Below are 15,017 nucleotides of genomic sequence, written 5' to 3'. Positions count from 1 at the left end.
CGGCCGCCCTGCGGGGTGCTCGACCGGCTTGTGTCGCCTCTCTTGCTGGTCGAGTAGCGCGTGCAGCGCGCGTATCGAGACCCACTCGCGTCAGAAGGACGAGCCTGCAGACCGGCCTTGCTGATGACGGTGGGTCTCGATGCGCCCCTGTGGGGCTACTCGACCAGCATGTCCGCGAGCGTCTCTTCCCTGGAGAGGCACCGTCGTGAGAGGGGGAGATCCGTGAGGCGACCAGCGCCCCCGCGCCGCTCCGCCTAGCCCGCGCGGTACACCGACACCGTCACCGCGACGGTCACCGTCGTCGTCGCCGAGCGGCCCGCCAGCAGCGCATCCACCGCCGCCGCGTCGACGTGGTGCGCGCTCGGCCCCATCAGCACCTCGGCCCGCAGCTCGCCGGGCGTCATCGCGACCGCGTAGTCCAGCTCCTCGCGCGCGACCCGCTCGAAGCCCTGCAGCTGCTCGTCGAGCCGCTCCGCCTTCCCCGCGTCGATGCCGAGCATCCCGAACACCGGGCGGATCTCGCCGAGGTGCCGCTCGCGCGGTGTCACGACGATCGCGACGCCGCCCGCCCGCAGCACCCGCCGCATCTCCGGCGCGTTCCGCGGCGCGAAGACGGTCAGCAGCGCGTCCGCGCAGCCGTCGGCGAGCGGCAGCGGCTGCCACAGGTCCGCCGTGGCCACCGCGGCCCGCGGATGCGCCCGGGCGGCCCGGCGCGCCGCCGCCGCCGACAGGTCCAACCCCAGCCCGCTCGCCTCCGGCCGAGCCTCGAGCGCCGCCGCGAGGTACGCGCCGGTCCCGCAGCCGAGGTCCACGACCAGCCGCGCGTCCGCCGGCACCGCGGCGGCGACCGCGTCCTGGATCGCCCGGTAGTGCCCGGAGCCCAGCAGCTCCTCGCGCGCCTGCACCATCGCCGCGGTGTCGCCCGAGGTGGCGTGCCGGCCGCGCAGCAGCGAGACGTAGCCCTGGCGCGCCAGATCCGCGCTGTGGCCGACCGGGCAGCGCAGCAAAGTCGGCCGCGGCAGCGCGTCCGGCGCCAGCGGCGCCCCGCAGACCGGGCAGGCGAGCGCGGGCAGGACCGCCGACCCGGGGACGCCCGCCGGGTCGAAGGGGTGCCGGCTCACGCGGAGCGCCCCGGATCGCGGGGCACGGAGTCGAGCTGCTCCGGATCGTGCCGCATCGCCGTGATCGCCGAGTTCAGCGTCGCGATCACCGGCACCGCGAACAGCGCGCCGGCCAGTCCCGCCACCTCGAGCCCGGTCGCGACGCCCAGCACGACCGCGAGCGGGTGCACCTTCACGGCCGAGCCGAGGATCAGCGGCTGCAGCACGTGCCCCTCGAGCAGGTGCACGACGACGACGACGCCGATCATGATCAGGGCCGCCACCGGTCCGCTGAACAGCAGCGCGACGACCGCCGCGAGCGCCCCCGTCACGATCGCACCGAGGAACGGCACGAAGGAGCCGAGGAACACCACGATCGCGATCGGCACGACCAGCGGCAGCTGCAGCGCGAGCGCGCCGATCCCGATGCCGATCGCGTTGATCGCCGCTACCCCGAGCTGGGCCCGGACGAACTGGCTCAGCGTCCGCCAGCCGGCCGCGGCCCCCGTCTCCAGCGGCAGGCGCGCGGCGCGCGGCATCAGGCGGAGGAACCAGGTCCAGATCCGCCGGCCGTCCAGCAGCAGGAAGATCAGCGAGAACAGGGTGAGCAGCGCGCCGGCGAACACCTCGGCCACCTGCGAGCCGACAGCGAGGGCCCCTGAGGCGATCGTCGACGCCTGGGTGTCGGCCCAGTCGATCGCCTTCTGCGCCCAGTCGCCGAGCTGCACGTCGGAGAAGCCGAGCGGCGGGCCCTGCAGCCAGGCCTCCACGTCGTCGACCGCGTCGAGCGCCCGCTGCCCGACGCCGCCGAAGCCCGCGCGGGACTGGACGACGACGAGCCCGATGAGGCCGACCAGCGCGAGCAGGAGCGCGAGGATCGAGACGAGCACGGCCAGCGGGCGCGGCAGCCGCCAGCGCTCGAGCCGGTCGCGCAGCGGAGTGAGCAGCGCCGTGACCAGGATCGCGATCAGCACCGGCACCACGACGACCGGCACCAGCGCGACGAGCTTCACGACGAGCCAGAGCAGCGCCGCGACGGCCAGCACCCGCCAGCCCCAGGCGGCGGCGATCCGCATGCCGGGGGAGACGTCGTGCGGCGCGTCGCCGACGGCGTCCGGGGGAGTCGCGCCGGGCGGAGTCGCGCCAGGCGGAGTCGCGCCCGGAGGGGTCGCCGTCGCGTCGCGTCTCCCGTCGCGCGGCCGGCGTCCTCGCATGTCCCCTCCGATTTCCCTCGCAGTGTACGACCGCGGCGGACGACCAGGCCGGGAGTCCAGCGCCGGAACGACGGATCCGGTTGCGAAACGACGAAGAAACTGACGTAATGGAGGCACTATGGCCCTCACGAGCACGGTTTTCGAACGATCCGCCCCCGATCCCACCGTCGTCGACGCCGCCCTGGCCGGCACGCGGCGCGGGGTGTTCTGGCTCGAGGACCCCGATGCCCCGCGCCCGGCCCTCGCCGGCGCCGTCAGCGCCGACCTGGTGGTCGTCGGCGGCGGCTACACCGGCCTGTGGAGCGCCCTGCGCGCGAAGGAGCGCGACCCGAGCCGCCGCGTGGTGGTGCTCGAGGCCCGCTCGCTCGGCTGGGCCGCCTCCGGTCGCAACGGCGGCTTCGTCGAGTCGAGCCTCACCCACGGCCGTGAGAACGGCCTCGCGCGCTGGCCCGCCGAGGCCGCCCGCCTCGAGGAGCTCGGGGTGCGGAACCTCGACGACATCGAGGCGACCGTCGCCCGCTACGGCATGGACTGCGACTTCGAGCGCACCGGCTCGCTCGCGGTAGCGGTGGAGGAGTACCAGGTCGGCCCGCTCGCGGACGGCGACGGTGTCGCGGGCGGCCGCTTCCTCGACACCGCCGAGGTGCGCGCCCTGGTCGACTCGCCGACCTTCCTGGCCGGCCTCGCCGCGCCCGCCGAGCAGTGCGCCCTGGTGCACCCCGGCAAGCTCGTCCGCGAGCTGGCGCGGGTCGCGGAGGAGCTCGGCGTCGAGATCCACGAGGACAGCCGCGTGCTCGGCCTCGAGCGCGACGGCGCCGGCGTGGTCGTCCGCACCGCGGGCGGCTCCGTGGCGGCGGATCAGGCGATCCTCGGCACCAGCGCCTTCCCGTCGCTGCTCGCGCGCACCCGGCTGATGACCGTCCCGGTCTACGACCACGTCCTGATGACCGAGCCGCTCGACGCCGCCCAGCTGGCCTCGATCGGCTGGACCGGCCGCGAGGGCCTCAGCGACGTCGCCAACCAGTTCCACTACTACCGCCGCACCGCCGACGACCGCATCCTCTGGGGCGGCTACGACGCCGTCTACCACCCGGGCGGCCGGATCCGCTCGGCCTACGAGGACCGCCCGGAGACCGACCGCGCCCTCGCCGCGCACTTCCTGACCACCTTCCCGCAACTCGAGGGCCTGCGCTTCAGCCACCGCTGGGCCGGGGTGATCGACACCAGCACCCGCTTCGCCGCCTTCTACGGCACCGCGCTCGCCGGTCGCGTCGCCTACGCCGCGGGCTACACCGGCCTCGGCGTCGGGACGACCGCCTTCGCGGCCGACGTGCTCCTCGACCTCCTGGCCGGCGAGCCGACCGAGCGGACCGAGCTGGAGATGGTCCGCAAGCGCCCGCTGCCGTTCCCGCCCGAGCCGTTCGCGACCGCGGGCATCCAGGCCACCCGCTGGTCGCTCGACCGCGCCGACCACGACGGCGGCCGGCGGAACCCGCTGCTGCGGACCCTCGACGCGCTCGGGCTGGGCTTCGACTCCTGATCGGCCCCGACTCCTGACGGCGCCCTCCGCCCGGTAGCGTGCTCTGCGGGGGCACCGTCGGGTGCGGGGAGGGACACGGATGCTCGCGTCAGCGCTCGAGGTCCTGCTCGCGGTCGCCGGCGCCGCCGCCGGTGCGGTCCTCGTCGTCAGCGGCGTGCTGAAGCTCGGGCGGACGGAGCGGTTCCGCGCGAGCCTCGCCGCGCTCGGTCTGCCCGCCCGGCTCTCCGCGGGCCCGCTCTTCGCCCGCGCCTTCCCCGTCGTCGAGATCGCGCTCGGCCTCGCGATCCTGCTCGCCCCGTCACCGCTGCACCGCGGCGCGCTGCTCGGCGCGGTCGCGGTCGACGTCGTCTTCCTCGTCGTCGCGATCCGGGCGGTCCGCGCCCCGGAGCCGGTGGAGTGCGAGTGCTTCGGCGGCCTCGGCGACACCAGGATGACCGGCCGCACGGTCGCGCGGAACGCCGTCCTGCTCGCGCTGGCGCTCGCCGGGCTCGTCGGGGCCGGCGCACCGGCGGAGCTGCTCGTCCCCGGAGTCCCGGCGCTGATCGCCGTGCTGCTCGCTCTCGCACTCGTCCCGGTGCGCGACCGGCTCGCCGCCCGAGCACCCGCCGCCTCGACGCCCGCGCCGGCACCCGTGTCCCCGAGCGACCTCGGCGACCTCGCCTTCCTCACCGCCGCGGGCGAGCCGATCGCCCTCGCCGAGTGGGCGGACCCGCCGACGCACCTCGTCTTCTTCTCGCCGTCCTGCATCTCCTGCCACGAGCTGGTCGAGCGCTTCCGCTGGTGGCCGAACGGCCTGCGCGAGGGCGAGGAGCTGATGCCCGTCTTCCTCGGCGCCCCCGCCGACTTCGCCGCCCACGAGGTGTTCGCCCCGCTCGTCGAGCACGCGCTCTACGACCCCGACCGGTCGATCGCCGCCGCCCTCGGCCGTGGCGCCACTCCGGGCCACGTGCTGCTGGATCCCGAGCACCCCCTCGGCGACGGCTGGAGCAGCGGCGCGTTCGAGATCGAGAAGCGGGTGCTCCGCCCCGACTTCTTCGAGGACGTCCGCCGCGGCGCGGTCGGACCCGCTTCCGACTCCGCTTCCGACTCCGCCTCCGACTCCGCCGGGCACGCGTGACCCCGCTCCTGGTGGTGCTGGTCCTCGCGCTGGTCGTGATCGCCGGCGCCGCCGTCGTCGGCCCGCGCCTGGGCGTCGCCTCGCCGCTCGTGCTGGTCGGGATCGGGGTGGCCGCGAGCTTCCTGCCCGTCGTCGGTCCGATCGAGATCGAGCCGGAGTGGATCCTGGCCGGGGTGCTCCCGCCGCTGCTCTACTCGTCCGCGGTGTCGATGCCGGCGATGAACTTCCGTCGCGAGTTCGGTGCGATCAGCGGACTCTCGGTGCTGCTGGTCGTCGGCACCTCGCTCGTGCTCGGCCTGTTCTTCCAGCTGGTCCTGCCGGATCTCGGCTTCGCCTGGGGCGTCGCTCTCGGCGCGATCGTCAGCCCCACGGACGCGGTGGCGACGTCGATCGTCAAGGGCACCTCCGTCTCGCGCCGGGTCGTCGCGATGCTCGACGGTGAGAGCCTGCTCAACGACGCGACGGCCCTGGTGCTGCTGCGCACCGCGATCGCGGCCGCCGCGGCGAGCTTCTCCTTCTGGGGCGCGCTCGGCTCGTTCGGCTACTCCGTGCTGATCGCAGGAATCGTCGGCGGTCTGGTCGGCTGGCTGAACCTGGCCGTGCGCCGCCGGGTCCAGGACCCGACGGTCAACACGATCCTGTCCTTCACCGTGCCCTTCCTCGCCTCCGTCCCGGCCGAGCTCCTCGGCGCCTCGGGACTGGTCGCGGCGGTCGTCGCCGGCGTCGTCACCGGCATCCGGGCGCCGCGCGAGCTCTCGCCGCAGAATCGCCTGTCCGACTCGCAGAACTGGCGGACGGTCGAGCTGGTGCTCGAGGGCGCGGTCTTCCTCACGATGGGCCTGCAGGTCCGGGCGATCGTGACGAGCGTCGAGGAGGACCACGCCGGCGTCGGCCCGGCCGTGCTGATCGCGGCGGGCGCGCTCCTGCTCACGGTGCTGGTGCGCGCCGCCTACGTCGCCCCGCTGCTCGGCGTGCTGAAGAGCCGCGGCCGGCTGCGCGAGCGGATGCGCCCGCGTGTCGAGGGCCTGCAGGAGCAGATGGGCACCGAGGAGGGCCGCGAGGAGAGCCTGAAGCGGATCAGCCGCGGGCGCCGGACGCCGACCGCCCGTGATCTCGAGCGCTTCGGCACCCGGCTGACCCGCATGCTCGCCGACATGGAGTACTTCGTCCGCGCGCCGCTCGGCTGGCGCGAGGGCACGGCCGTGGTGTGGGCCGGGATGCGCGGCGCCGTCACGGTCGCCGCCGCGCAGACCCTGCCCGAGGACACCCCGCAGCGCTCGGTCCTCGTGCTGATCGCGTTCGCGGTGGCCGCGCTGTCGCTGCTGCTGCAGGGCGGCACGGTCGGGCCGCTGCTGCGGGCCATCGCGCCGGACGTCGACGAGGCGGCCGAGGAGAAGGCCCGGGAGGAGGAGCGCACCCGCGTCTTCGCCCTGCTGCGCACCAGCGCCGAGGCCGTCCAGGAGCCGCCGCCCGCGCCGGACGCGCCGCGGACCGAGGCGTTCCTCCAGGCGCAGCGGCACCGGCTGGCCGTGATCGCGGCTCAGCGCTCCGACCTCCTCGACGCCCGCGACAACGGCACCTTCGACGCCGACGTCCTCGCCTCGGTGCTCGCCGCCCTCGACGCCTCCCAGATCGACCTCGAGATCCGCGCGCGCACCGCCCGCTGACGTCGCGTGCGTCAGGGGATCTCCCGTCGCTCCGTCTCCCGTCGTCCCCTCTCGGAGCGGAGCTCCTCCGTCCCGAAGCGCTCGACGGCGATCCAGCGGCCGTCCTCGTGCTTGCCCATGCGCCGTTCGACGAGCTCGGGCGTCCCGCTCGGCCGGGCGATCCGGTAGACGTCGAGCTGTGTCACCGCCGCGGAGCTCTCCGCGATCACTCGCGCCGAGCTCGTGCAGATCGAGGCGTCGTCGCCGTCGCGGTAGAGCGCATCGGTCACCTGCGCGGGCACCCACCGACCGCCGAGCACGAGGAGGTCCGGATCGCCCGGGTCGGCGATCCCGTCGACGGCGCACCGGTAGCCCCGCGCCCAGCGGTCCGCGACTCGAGCCTCCGTGACAGCGCGCGGGCCGTCGACGAGGACGACGCGGACGCGGTAGCCCTGCCCCTCGAGACGCTCGACGAGGTTCCTTCCGGCGTCCGCGTTCGCGAGCGTCCCGTCGACGACGACGTTCTCGCCCCGTCGCACGGACTGGTCGCGGGCGCGCTTGATCACCATCGACGACTCCTCGTGCACGAGCGCTGCACGCTCGCGCGGCCAGACCTTCTCGCCGTCGGCCTCGACCGCGGCGACATCGGGAGGGGTGAGGTGGGACTCGTAGCTGCCGTCCTCCAGGGCGCGTCTGAGGAGGAGGTCCTTGACGTCGTCGGCGTTGAGGATGCGCCAGTCGGCCGCGGTCGTCCGGGTGCTCGCCAGCAGTTCGTCCAGAGCCGTCGTCTTGCCCGCGCCGGGCGGGCCGGCCAGGAGGATCGCCTCGCGATCGCGACGCACGTCCGGAGCCCCCGCGCGGAGAGCCCGGATCATCTCCCTCTGCGCAGTGTCCCGGCCGGGGAGCGGCTGGCGGGTCTCCTGGTCGAACCACTCCGCATTCCGCTGGGAGGCGTGAGGGCTCTCCGCGCCGATCGCTCCGCCCGCAGTGGTCAGGGCCTGGAGGACCGCTCGGTGCTCGTCGACCCGATCGGTGACGCTGCTGCTACTCACCGTCGGTCTGGCGGAAGGCCGCGGTCTGCGCCCTCAGGGCGTCGAGCGCAGCGGCGTAGACGTCCTCGTCGATCAGGTCGTCGAGTGACGCCGCCTGGACCTCGTCGAACGAGCCGGCGACGACATTGAGGAGATCCTCGTGGAGGCCGCCCGTCCTCGTCTCGGCCGTCACGTACTGCCAGGTCGTGAGCGCCTCGACGACCTGCTCGCGGGAGATCTCGCCGCGGGAGTAGCGCTCGGCGACGTGGTACGGCGAGCGGCCGAGCATCCGGCCCTCCGCGACGAGACCGAGGATCCTGCGACCCTTCGCCGCCCATCGGGAGACCTGCGGCTGAGACGCCCTGAGCTGACCCGCGATCTCGGTCTGCGAGACGCCGGAATCGGCCACCCGAGCGACCGCCGCGAGGAACTCGTCACTGCCGTGGTCGCGGCGTGTCCTCGCTCGAGCGAGCTCGCTACGCCATTCCTTCGGGGGGATCACGTGCAGATCAGACATGCGCCACCACCTCCTATTCACGATTGTATGGTCGCGGGCCCGCCGGATCGAGGGCTGTCGCGCCACAGCCGGTTCCCTGCCGAGACCTCCGTGATCCCGGTCCTCCGCGCCGCTCGCGGGCGACCCGGTAGCCGCCCGAAACATGAGGGTCGTACGGTGAGCGCATGCGCGCAGAACTGACCCTCGGTGCGGAGGAGGAGCTCCACCTCATCGATCTCGAGTCGAGGCAGCTCTCCCCGCACGCCCCCCAGGTGCTCGCCCGGCTGCCGAAGGAGAGCTTCTCGGCCGAGCTGCAGCGGACCACGGTCGAGACGAACACCGCGGTGGTCGACTCGCTCGACGGGCTCCGGGAGCAGCTGATCTCGCTCCGGCGCGCGGTGATCGACGCCGCGGCGCCCGACGGGATCGGCATCGCCGCGGTCGGCACCGCGCCGCGCTCCGAGCACGGCGACTTCGAGCTCACCAGCACCGGCCGCTACGGCCGCATGCAGGAGCAGTACCGGATGCTCGTGGACGAGCAGCTGATCTGCGGCACCCAGATCCACGTCGGCGTCTCCGACCGCGAGCTCGCCGTGCAGATCGCCCAGCGGATCGCCCGCGACCTGCCGGTGCTGCTCTCCGCCAGCGCGAGCAGCCCCTACTGGAACGGCCAGGACACCGGCTACGCCAGCATCCGCACGATCATCTGGCAGCGCTGGCCGAGCGCCGGCGCGACCGGGCCGCTGGAGTCCGCGGCCGAGTACGACCGCCTGCTCGACGACCTGATCGCCACCGGCGTCATCGCCGACTCGAAGATGGCCTACTTCGACGTCCGCCCCTCCTCGCACGCGCCGACCCTGGAGCTGCGGGTCTGCGACGCGATGCCGATCGTCGACGACGCGGTGCTGATCGCCGGGCTCTTCCGCGGCCTCGTCCGCACCGCCGAGCTCGACATCGAGGCGGGCCGCCCGTTCCGGCACACGCCGCCGCCGATCCAGCGCGCCGCCACCTGGCAGGCCGCCCGCGGCGGTCTCTCCGGTCCGCTGCTCGACCACACCGAGCACCCCCGCCCCGTCCCCGCCGCCGAGGCGCTCCGCAGCCTGATCGCCCGGCTCCAGCCGGCGCTGGACGAGCTCGGCGACCTGGAGCAGGTGCGCGCGCTCGCCGAGGCGCTGATCGCGCGCGGCAACTCCGCCGACCGCCAGCGCGCCGTCCTCGCCGAGCGCGGCACCCTCGACGCCGTGGTCGACGCCGTCGTCGCCGAGACTCACGGCCCGGCGAGCGGCCCGATCCTGCCCGCCCCGAGCCTGCGCACCTACCGCGTCCGCGCCGGTGACGAGGCCGTCGCGACCGGCGGCCGCGCGAAGAGCGCCTACCAGCCGATCCTCGAGCACTTCCGCGGCCTCGGCCCCGAACGGCTCGAGACCCTGCACGAGTCGCGCGACCGGCTCGTCGAGCAGGCCGGGCTCACCTTCCGAGTCGGCGAGGAGGACCGGCCGTTCCCGGTCGACCTCGTCCCGCGCGTGCTCCAGGCCCACGAGTGGAGCGAGCTCGCCGCGGGGCTCGAGCAGCGCGCCCGCGCCCTCGAGTGCTTCCTGCAGGACGTCTACGGCGAGGGCCGGGCGGTGCGGGCCGGCGTGGTCCGCGATCTGCGCGGCGCGCCGGGCTGGAGCGAGGACGCCGCGCGGCTGCCCGCCGGCACCGTGCGCGGCGCCGTGATGGGCTTCGACCTGGTCCGCAACGAGTTCGGCGGCTGGCGGGTGCTGGAGGACAACCTCCGGAACCCCAGCGGACTCGCCTACGCAATGGGCATCCGCGCGCTGCTCGACGACGTGCTGCCCGATCTGCCGCGACCCGCGGGCCTGCTCGACGCGTCGACGGCGCTCGCCGGACTGCGCGCGACCCTGGCCCACGGGACGAAGCGCGCCGACCCGGTGCTGGGGCTGCTCTCCAGCGGAGCGTCGAGCTCGGCCTGGTTCGAGCACCGCCGCCTCGCCGAGGGCGCCGGGCTCCTGCTGCTCGAGGCCGGCGACCTCACGGTCGAGGGCGGCCGCGTCCTGGCCGGCGGCACGGTCGTCGACGCGCTCTACCTGCGGCTCGACGTCGAGCTGGCCGACCTCGTCGCCGGCGACCGCGCGATCGGCCGCGAGATCCTCGAGGTCGCGGCGGCCGGCGACGTCTACCTGGCGAACGCGCCCGGCAACGGCGTCGCGGACGACAAGGCTCTCTACTGCGCGGTCCCCGAGCTGATCGGCTACTACCTCGACGAGCGCCCGCTGCTCGAATCCGTGCCGACCTACCGTCCCGAGGACGAGGCCGAGCGCCGGATCGTGCTCGAGCGGGTCGGCGAGCTGGTCACCAAGCCGGTCGACGGCTACGGCGGCCGCGGCGTGATGATCGGCCCGTCGGCCCCCGCGGCGCGGGTCGCCGAGCGGCGCGCCGAGATCGCGGCGGACCCGGGCGCCTGGGTCGCTCAGGAGGTGGTCCGGCTCTCCTCGCTGCCCGCCTTCTCGGGCACCGACCTGCAGCCGCGGCACATCGACCTCCGCGCCTTCGTCTTCGTCACCGGCACCGGCCCCGGCGACGTCCGCCTCGCCGACCTCGCGCTCACCCGCGTCGCGGCCGAGGGCAGCATGATCGTCAACTCCTCGCGCGGCGGCGGCGCGAAGGACACCTGGATCGTCGGAGGCTGAGATGTGCGGCATCGCGGGCGAGATCCGATTCGACGGCGCGCGCGCCGACATCGGCGCCGTCGACCGGATGACCGGCTGCCTCGTGCACCGCGGCCCGGACGGCGACGGCCTCTGGGCGGCCGGGCCGGTCGCGCTCGGGCACCGGCGGCTGGCGATCATCGACCTCTCCGCGGCCGGCGCGCAGCCGATGGTCGACGCCGCGCTCGGCCTGACGATCGTCTTCAACGGCTGCATCTACAACCACCGCCAGCTGCGCGCCGAGCTGGAGGGGAAGGGGCACCGCTTCTTCTCGCACTCCGACACCGAGGTGATCGGCAAGGCCTACGCCCAGTGGGGCGAGGACTGCGTCGACCACCTGCTCGGCATGTTCGCCTTCGCGATCGTCGAGCGCGAGTCCGGCCGCGTGGTGCTGGCGCGCGACCGCCTCGGCATCAAGCCGCTCTACCTCGACGAGACCCGCGAGCGGATCCGCTTCGCCTCGACCGTGCAGTCCCTGCTCGCGGCCGGCGGCGTGGACACCTCGATCGACCGCACAGCGCTGATGCTCTACCTGAGCTTCCACTCGGTCGTGCCCGCGCCGCGCACGATCCTCGCCGGAGTCACCAAGCTGCCGCCGGCGACCGTCCGCGTGATCGAGCCCGACGGCACGAGCCGCGAGCGCGTCTACTGGGAGCCGGTCTTCGCCCGCGATCCCGACCGCGCCGCCTGGACCGAGCGCGACTGGCAGGAGGCGCTGCTCGCGTCGTTCCGCACCGCCGTCTCGCGCCGCATGGTCGCGGACGTGCCGGTCGGCGTGCTGCTCTCCGGCGGCATCGACTCCAGCCTGATCGTGGCGCTGCTCGCCGAGGCCGGCCAGACCGGGCTGCAGACCTTCTCCATCGGCTTCGACGCGGCGGGCGGCGAGTCCGGCGACGAGTTCGAGTACTCCAGCCTGGTGGCGGAGCGCTTCGGCACCGACCACCACCGCCTGCCGATCGACTCCGCGCGCCTGCTGCCCGGGATCGACGCCGCGGTCGGCGCGATGAGCGAGCCGATGGTCTCCCACGACGCCGTCGCCTTCCACCTGCTCAGCGAGGACGTCTCCCAGCACGTGAAGGTCGTGCAGTCCGGTCAGGGCGCCGACGAGGTGCTCGGCGGCTACGACTGGTACCCGCCCCTGGCGCGGGTGCCGCGCGAGCGCGCCGTCGAGGCCTACGCGGACGTCTTCGTCGACCGCCCCTTCTCCGCGCTGCAGGCGCTGCTGGCGCCCGCCTGGCGCGGGGACCCCGATGCCGCGACCGCCTTCCTCGCCGAGCGCTTCGCCCGCCCCGGCGCCGACACGGCCGTGGACGCGGCGCTGCGCATCGACACCGCGGTCATGCTCGTCGACGACCCGGTGAAGCGCGTCGACAACATGACCATGGCCTGGGGCCTGGAGGCGCGCGTGCCGTTCCTCGACCACGAGTTCGTCGAGCTCGTCGGCACGATCCCGCCGGAGCTCAAGCTCGCCGACGGCGGCAAGGGGATCCTCAAGCGGGCCGTCCGCGGCATCGTCCCGGACGAGGTGATCGACCGCACCAAGGGCTCGTTCCCGGTGCCGGCGATCCGCCAGCTGGAGGGGCCCTACCTGGAACGGGTGCGGGCGGCGCTGACCGACCCCGCCGCGCGGCGCCGCGGCGTCTTCGATCCCGCGACAGTCGACGCGCTGCTGGCCGACCCGAACGCGACCCGCACCCGCCTGGGCTCGAACGAGCTCTGGCAGCTCGCCCTGCTCGAGATGTGGCTCCAGGAGCACGGCGTCGGCTGAGCGGTGCCGGAGGATGGAGGCATGACGCCTCCTCTCATCGATTCGCCGCAGGCCGACCGCGTGGCCGCGGCCGAGGGGCTCGCGCTCGGGCTCGTGCACGCCTGGGGCAGCTGGGGTCCGACGATGACCCCGGACGCCGCCCGCGTCGCCTTCCTCAGCGACCGCGGCGGGTCGCCGGAGGTCTGGGTGCAGGACGTCGTCGTCGGAGCCGAGCCGAGCGAGGCGCGCCGCATCGCCCTCACCGAGGATCCGGTGCTCGAGGTCTCCTGGTCCGCCGACTCCGCCTGGCTGGCCTGCCTCGTCGCGACCGACGGCGGGGTGCGCAGCCAGGTCTGGGTGGTCCGCCCCGACGGCTCGGACGCCCGCCGCATCGCCGGCTCCCGCGACGCCCACGCCGAGCTCGGCCCGTGGACGCGCAGCGGCCACCACGTCGTCGTCACGATCCCGTCGGCCGAGCCGGAGCAGCCGACCCGCTCCTTCCTGGTCGATCCGGTGACGGGCGAGCGGAAGCCGCTCGTCGACGGCGACCTCATCTCGGTGCTCGACCTCTCGGTGGAGGAGCGCCTCGTCGTGGTCCGCGACGGCCAGCGCGGCCAGCAGTACTGCGTGGTCGTCGACCGGCTGACGAACGAGAACCACGCGCTCCTGCCCGACTCGGGCACCGGATCCACGGACGTCGCGCTGCTGCGCCCCTCGCCGCTGCACGACACCGAGAGCCCGATGGTCGCCTACCTCGCGACCGACGTCGACCTGCCGCGGCGCCAGCTCGTCGCGATGCCGCTCGGCCCGGACGGCTGGCGCGGCCGGATCCGCCGCCTCGCCGCCCGCGACGACGCCGAGCTCGAGGGCCTGGACGCCGACGACGCCGGCCGGATGCTGATGCTGGTCTGGAACGTCGCGGGCTCGAGCGAGATCGAGCTGCTGGACACCACCACCGGCGCCCGGGTCCCGGTCGCCGGGCTCCCGGGACTGGTGGCGACGACGCCGGTGCTGTCCCGCGACGGCGGCGCGGTGATCCTGGGCGTGGAGGGCCCGGAGCGCCCGCGCGAGCTGTGGCGGCTGGACACGGCGACCCACGAGTGGTCCCGGATCACCGGGGTGCCGACGCTCGATGCGCCGCCGCTGATCGTGCCGACCCTCGAGCGCTTCACGGGCCGCGACGGTCTCGCGCTCTCCGGCTGGCTCTACCGCGCGCCCGGGTCGACCGGGCCCGGAGCGGCCATGCTCAGCCTGCACGGCGGTCCGGAGTCGCAGGAGCGGCCCACCTTCTCCGCCCAGCACCAGGCCGTCGCCGCCGCGGGGATCACCGTCTTCGCGCCGAACGTGCGCGGCTCCTCGGGCTTCGGCCGCGATTTCGTGCACGCCGACGACGTGGAGAAGCGCCGCGGCGCCTTCGACGACGTCCTCGCGGCCGCCGCGCACCTCGTCGACGCCGGGATCGCCGATCCGGCGCGGATCGCCGTCACCGGCCGCTCCTACGGCGGCTACCTGACGCTCGCGTCGCTCGCCTTCTCGCCCGGCGTCTTCGCCGCCGGCGTCGACATCTGCGGGATGTCGCACCTGCAGACCTTCTACCGCGACACCGAGCCGTGGATCGCCTCCGCCGCCATGACCAAGTACGGCCACCCCGAGCACGACGCGGAGCTGCTGGAGGAGCTGTCCCCGCTGAACGCCGCCGACGCGATCGACGTGCCGCTGCTCGTCGTGCACGGCGAGCTCGACACCAACGTCCCGCTCGGCGAGGCCCGGCAGATCGTCGCGGCGCTCGAGGAGCTCGGCCGCCCGGTCCGCTACCTCCAGCTGGACGGCGAGGGCCACGAGTACCGCCGCGCCGACTCGAAGGAGGCGCTGCTGCGCGAGCTCCTGCACTTCCTCACCGAGTCCCTCGCCGCCCCGCCCTCCATGCTGGTCGAGTAGCCCCGCAGGGGCGTATCGAGACCCGCCGTCATCAGCAGGACGGGTCTGCAGACTCGTCCTTCGGGCGCCGGTGGATCTCGATACGCCCGCTCCGCGGGCTACTCGATCAGCAGGGAGTGCCGATCAGCGCGACTCGAACTCCTGGCGGAGCGTCCCGTGGATCGGGTGCGCCGGGTCGTCGCCGACCGCGCGCGCCGGGTCGTCGATCTCGACGGCGCGTCCCGGTGCGAGGTCCGCGTCACCGCCGATCATCTCCGAGACGCCGTCGAGCAGATCCTCGGCGATCCGGCTCGAGAGCCCGCTGCGCTCGCCCGGCCCGGGATCGGTGAGCTCGTCGACCGGAGCGGCCAGCGCCGCCTCCAGTCCCGTCCGCTCGACGCCGGCCTCCGGCTGGTGCCCGATCCGCCGCGTCTGCTCGTGCTGTGACTCCGACCCCTGGGGCATCGTCGCTCCTCGTCCGTCTCCTCGCGGCAGCGT

11 protein-coding genes are annotated in these 15,017 nt (G+C 74.5%); 6 read left to right on the top strand and 5 right to left on the bottom strand.

Features of this window, described 5'->3' with window-relative positions; genetic code table 11:
• Positions 1-254: 254 nt before the first annotated feature.
• Both EDF35_RS03480 and EDF35_RS03475 read right to left on the bottom strand, forming a co-directional pair.
• Positions 255-1,121: a methyltransferase domain-containing protein gene (locus EDF35_RS03480; protein WP_133960734.1), complete on the bottom strand. Its 867-nt coding sequence runs from the start codon at positions 1,119-1,121 to the stop codon at positions 255-257.
• Positions 1,118-2,314: an AI-2E family transporter gene (locus EDF35_RS03475; protein ID WP_133960733.1), complete on the bottom strand. Its 1,197-nt coding sequence runs from the start codon at positions 2,312-2,314 to the stop codon at positions 1,118-1,120. The genes EDF35_RS03480 and EDF35_RS03475 overlap by 4 nt, the downstream gene beginning before the upstream one ends.
• A 118-nt stretch (positions 2,315-2,432) precedes the next feature.
• Between EDF35_RS03475 and EDF35_RS03470 the strand changes: the two genes are divergently transcribed.
• The 3 genes from EDF35_RS03470 to EDF35_RS03460 all read left to right on the top strand — a co-directional run bounded on the left by EDF35_RS03470 (position 2,433) and on the right by EDF35_RS03460 (position 6,638).
• Positions 2,433-3,854: an FAD-binding oxidoreductase gene (locus EDF35_RS03470; RefSeq protein WP_133960732.1), complete on the top strand. Its 1,422-nt coding sequence runs from the start codon at positions 2,433-2,435 to the stop codon at positions 3,852-3,854.
• A 79-nt stretch (positions 3,855-3,933) separates the two neighbouring features.
• Entirely contained in the window at positions 3,934-4,971 is a 1,038-nt protein-coding gene (locus EDF35_RS03465; RefSeq protein ID WP_133960731.1) for a MauE/DoxX family redox-associated membrane protein, read from the top strand.
• Positions 4,968-6,638 (top strand): sodium:proton antiporter, encoded by a 1,671-nt coding sequence (locus EDF35_RS03460; RefSeq protein WP_133960730.1) that lies wholly within the window; start codon positions 4,968-4,970, stop codon positions 6,636-6,638. The genes EDF35_RS03465 and EDF35_RS03460 overlap by 4 nt, the downstream gene beginning before the upstream one ends.
• Before the next feature lie 11 nt (positions 6,639-6,649).
• Here EDF35_RS03460 and EDF35_RS03455 read toward each other — a convergent pair whose 3' ends face one another.
• Together EDF35_RS03455 and EDF35_RS03450 are read right to left on the bottom strand one after the other, a co-directional pair.
• On the bottom strand, positions 6,650-7,669 hold the full coding sequence (locus EDF35_RS03455; RefSeq protein WP_123734423.1) for a zeta toxin family protein: 1,020 nt from the start codon (positions 7,667-7,669) through the stop codon (positions 6,650-6,652).
• Positions 7,662-8,165 carry a hypothetical protein gene (locus EDF35_RS03450; RefSeq protein ID WP_123734424.1) on the bottom strand — a complete coding sequence of 168 codons (504 nt, stop codon included), beginning with the start codon at positions 8,163-8,165 and terminating at the stop codon, positions 7,662-7,664. Before EDF35_RS03450 ends, EDF35_RS03455 begins: the two co-directional genes overlap by 8 nt.
• 164 nt (positions 8,166-8,329) lie before the next feature.
• Here EDF35_RS03450 and EDF35_RS03445 point away from each other — a divergent pair, with 164 nt between their 5' ends.
• The 3 genes from EDF35_RS03445 to EDF35_RS03435 are packed head-to-tail and all read left to right on the top strand — an operon-like array spanning position 8,330 to position 14,540.
• Positions 8,330-10,837 (top strand): glutamate--cysteine ligase, encoded by a 2,508-nt coding sequence (locus EDF35_RS03445; protein ID WP_133960729.1) that lies wholly within the window; start codon positions 8,330-8,332, stop codon positions 10,835-10,837.
• A gap of 1 nt (position 10,838) precedes the next feature.
• Complete coding sequence (locus EDF35_RS03440; RefSeq protein WP_133960728.1) at positions 10,839-12,623, top strand: N-acetylglutaminylglutamine amidotransferase; 1,785 nt, start codon at positions 10,839-10,841, stop codon at positions 12,621-12,623.
• Positions 12,624-12,644: 21 nt separating this feature from the next.
• A complete protein-coding gene (locus EDF35_RS03435; protein WP_133960727.1) occupies positions 12,645-14,540 on the top strand; it encodes a S9 family peptidase in 1,896 nt (631 codons plus the stop codon).
• A 123-nt stretch (positions 14,541-14,663) separates the two neighbouring features.
• On the opposite strand, the gene EDF35_RS03430 is transcribed toward EDF35_RS03435, so the two are convergent.
• Positions 14,664-14,984 (bottom strand): hypothetical protein, encoded by a 321-nt coding sequence (locus EDF35_RS03430; RefSeq protein ID WP_123701726.1) that lies wholly within the window; start codon positions 14,982-14,984, stop codon positions 14,664-14,666.
• Positions 14,985-15,017: the final 33 nt, after the last annotated feature.

This window comes from Rathayibacter sp. PhB151 (genome assembly GCF_004366415.1).
Classification (GTDB): Bacteria; Actinomycetota; Actinomycetes; order Actinomycetales; family Microbacteriaceae; genus Rathayibacter; species Rathayibacter festucae.
Note: the sequence above shows the minus strand (reverse complement) of the source record. Positions and strands in the feature narration are given on the sequence as shown.

Bases quoted from the DNA above. Each gene is read 5' to 3' on its own strand.
- EDF35_RS03475 (WP_133960733.1), bottom strand. From the start codon at position 2,314: ATGCGAGGACGCCGGCCGCGCGACGGGAGACGCGACGCGACGGCGACC.
- EDF35_RS03470 (WP_133960732.1), top strand. From the start codon at position 2,433: ATGGCCCTCACGAGCACGGTTTTCGAACGATCCGCCCCCGATCCCACC.
- EDF35_RS03465 (WP_133960731.1), top strand. From the start codon at position 3,934: ATGCTCGCGTCAGCGCTCGAGGTCCTGCTCGCGGTCGCCGGCGCCGCC.
- EDF35_RS03450 (WP_123734424.1), bottom strand. From the start codon at position 8,165: ATGTCTGATCTGCACGTGATCCCCCCGAAGGAATGGCGTAGCGAGCTC.
- EDF35_RS03445 (WP_133960729.1), top strand. From the start codon at position 8,330: ATGCGCGCAGAACTGACCCTCGGTGCGGAGGAGGAGCTCCACCTCATC.
- EDF35_RS03440 (WP_133960728.1), top strand. From the start codon at position 10,839: ATGTGCGGCATCGCGGGCGAGATCCGATTCGACGGCGCGCGCGCCGAC.
- EDF35_RS03435 (WP_133960727.1), top strand. From the start codon at position 12,645: ATGACGCCTCCTCTCATCGATTCGCCGCAGGCCGACCGCGTGGCCGCG.
- EDF35_RS03430 (WP_123701726.1), bottom strand. From the start codon at position 14,984: ATGCCCCAGGGGTCGGAGTCACAGCACGAGCAGACGCGGCGGATCGGG.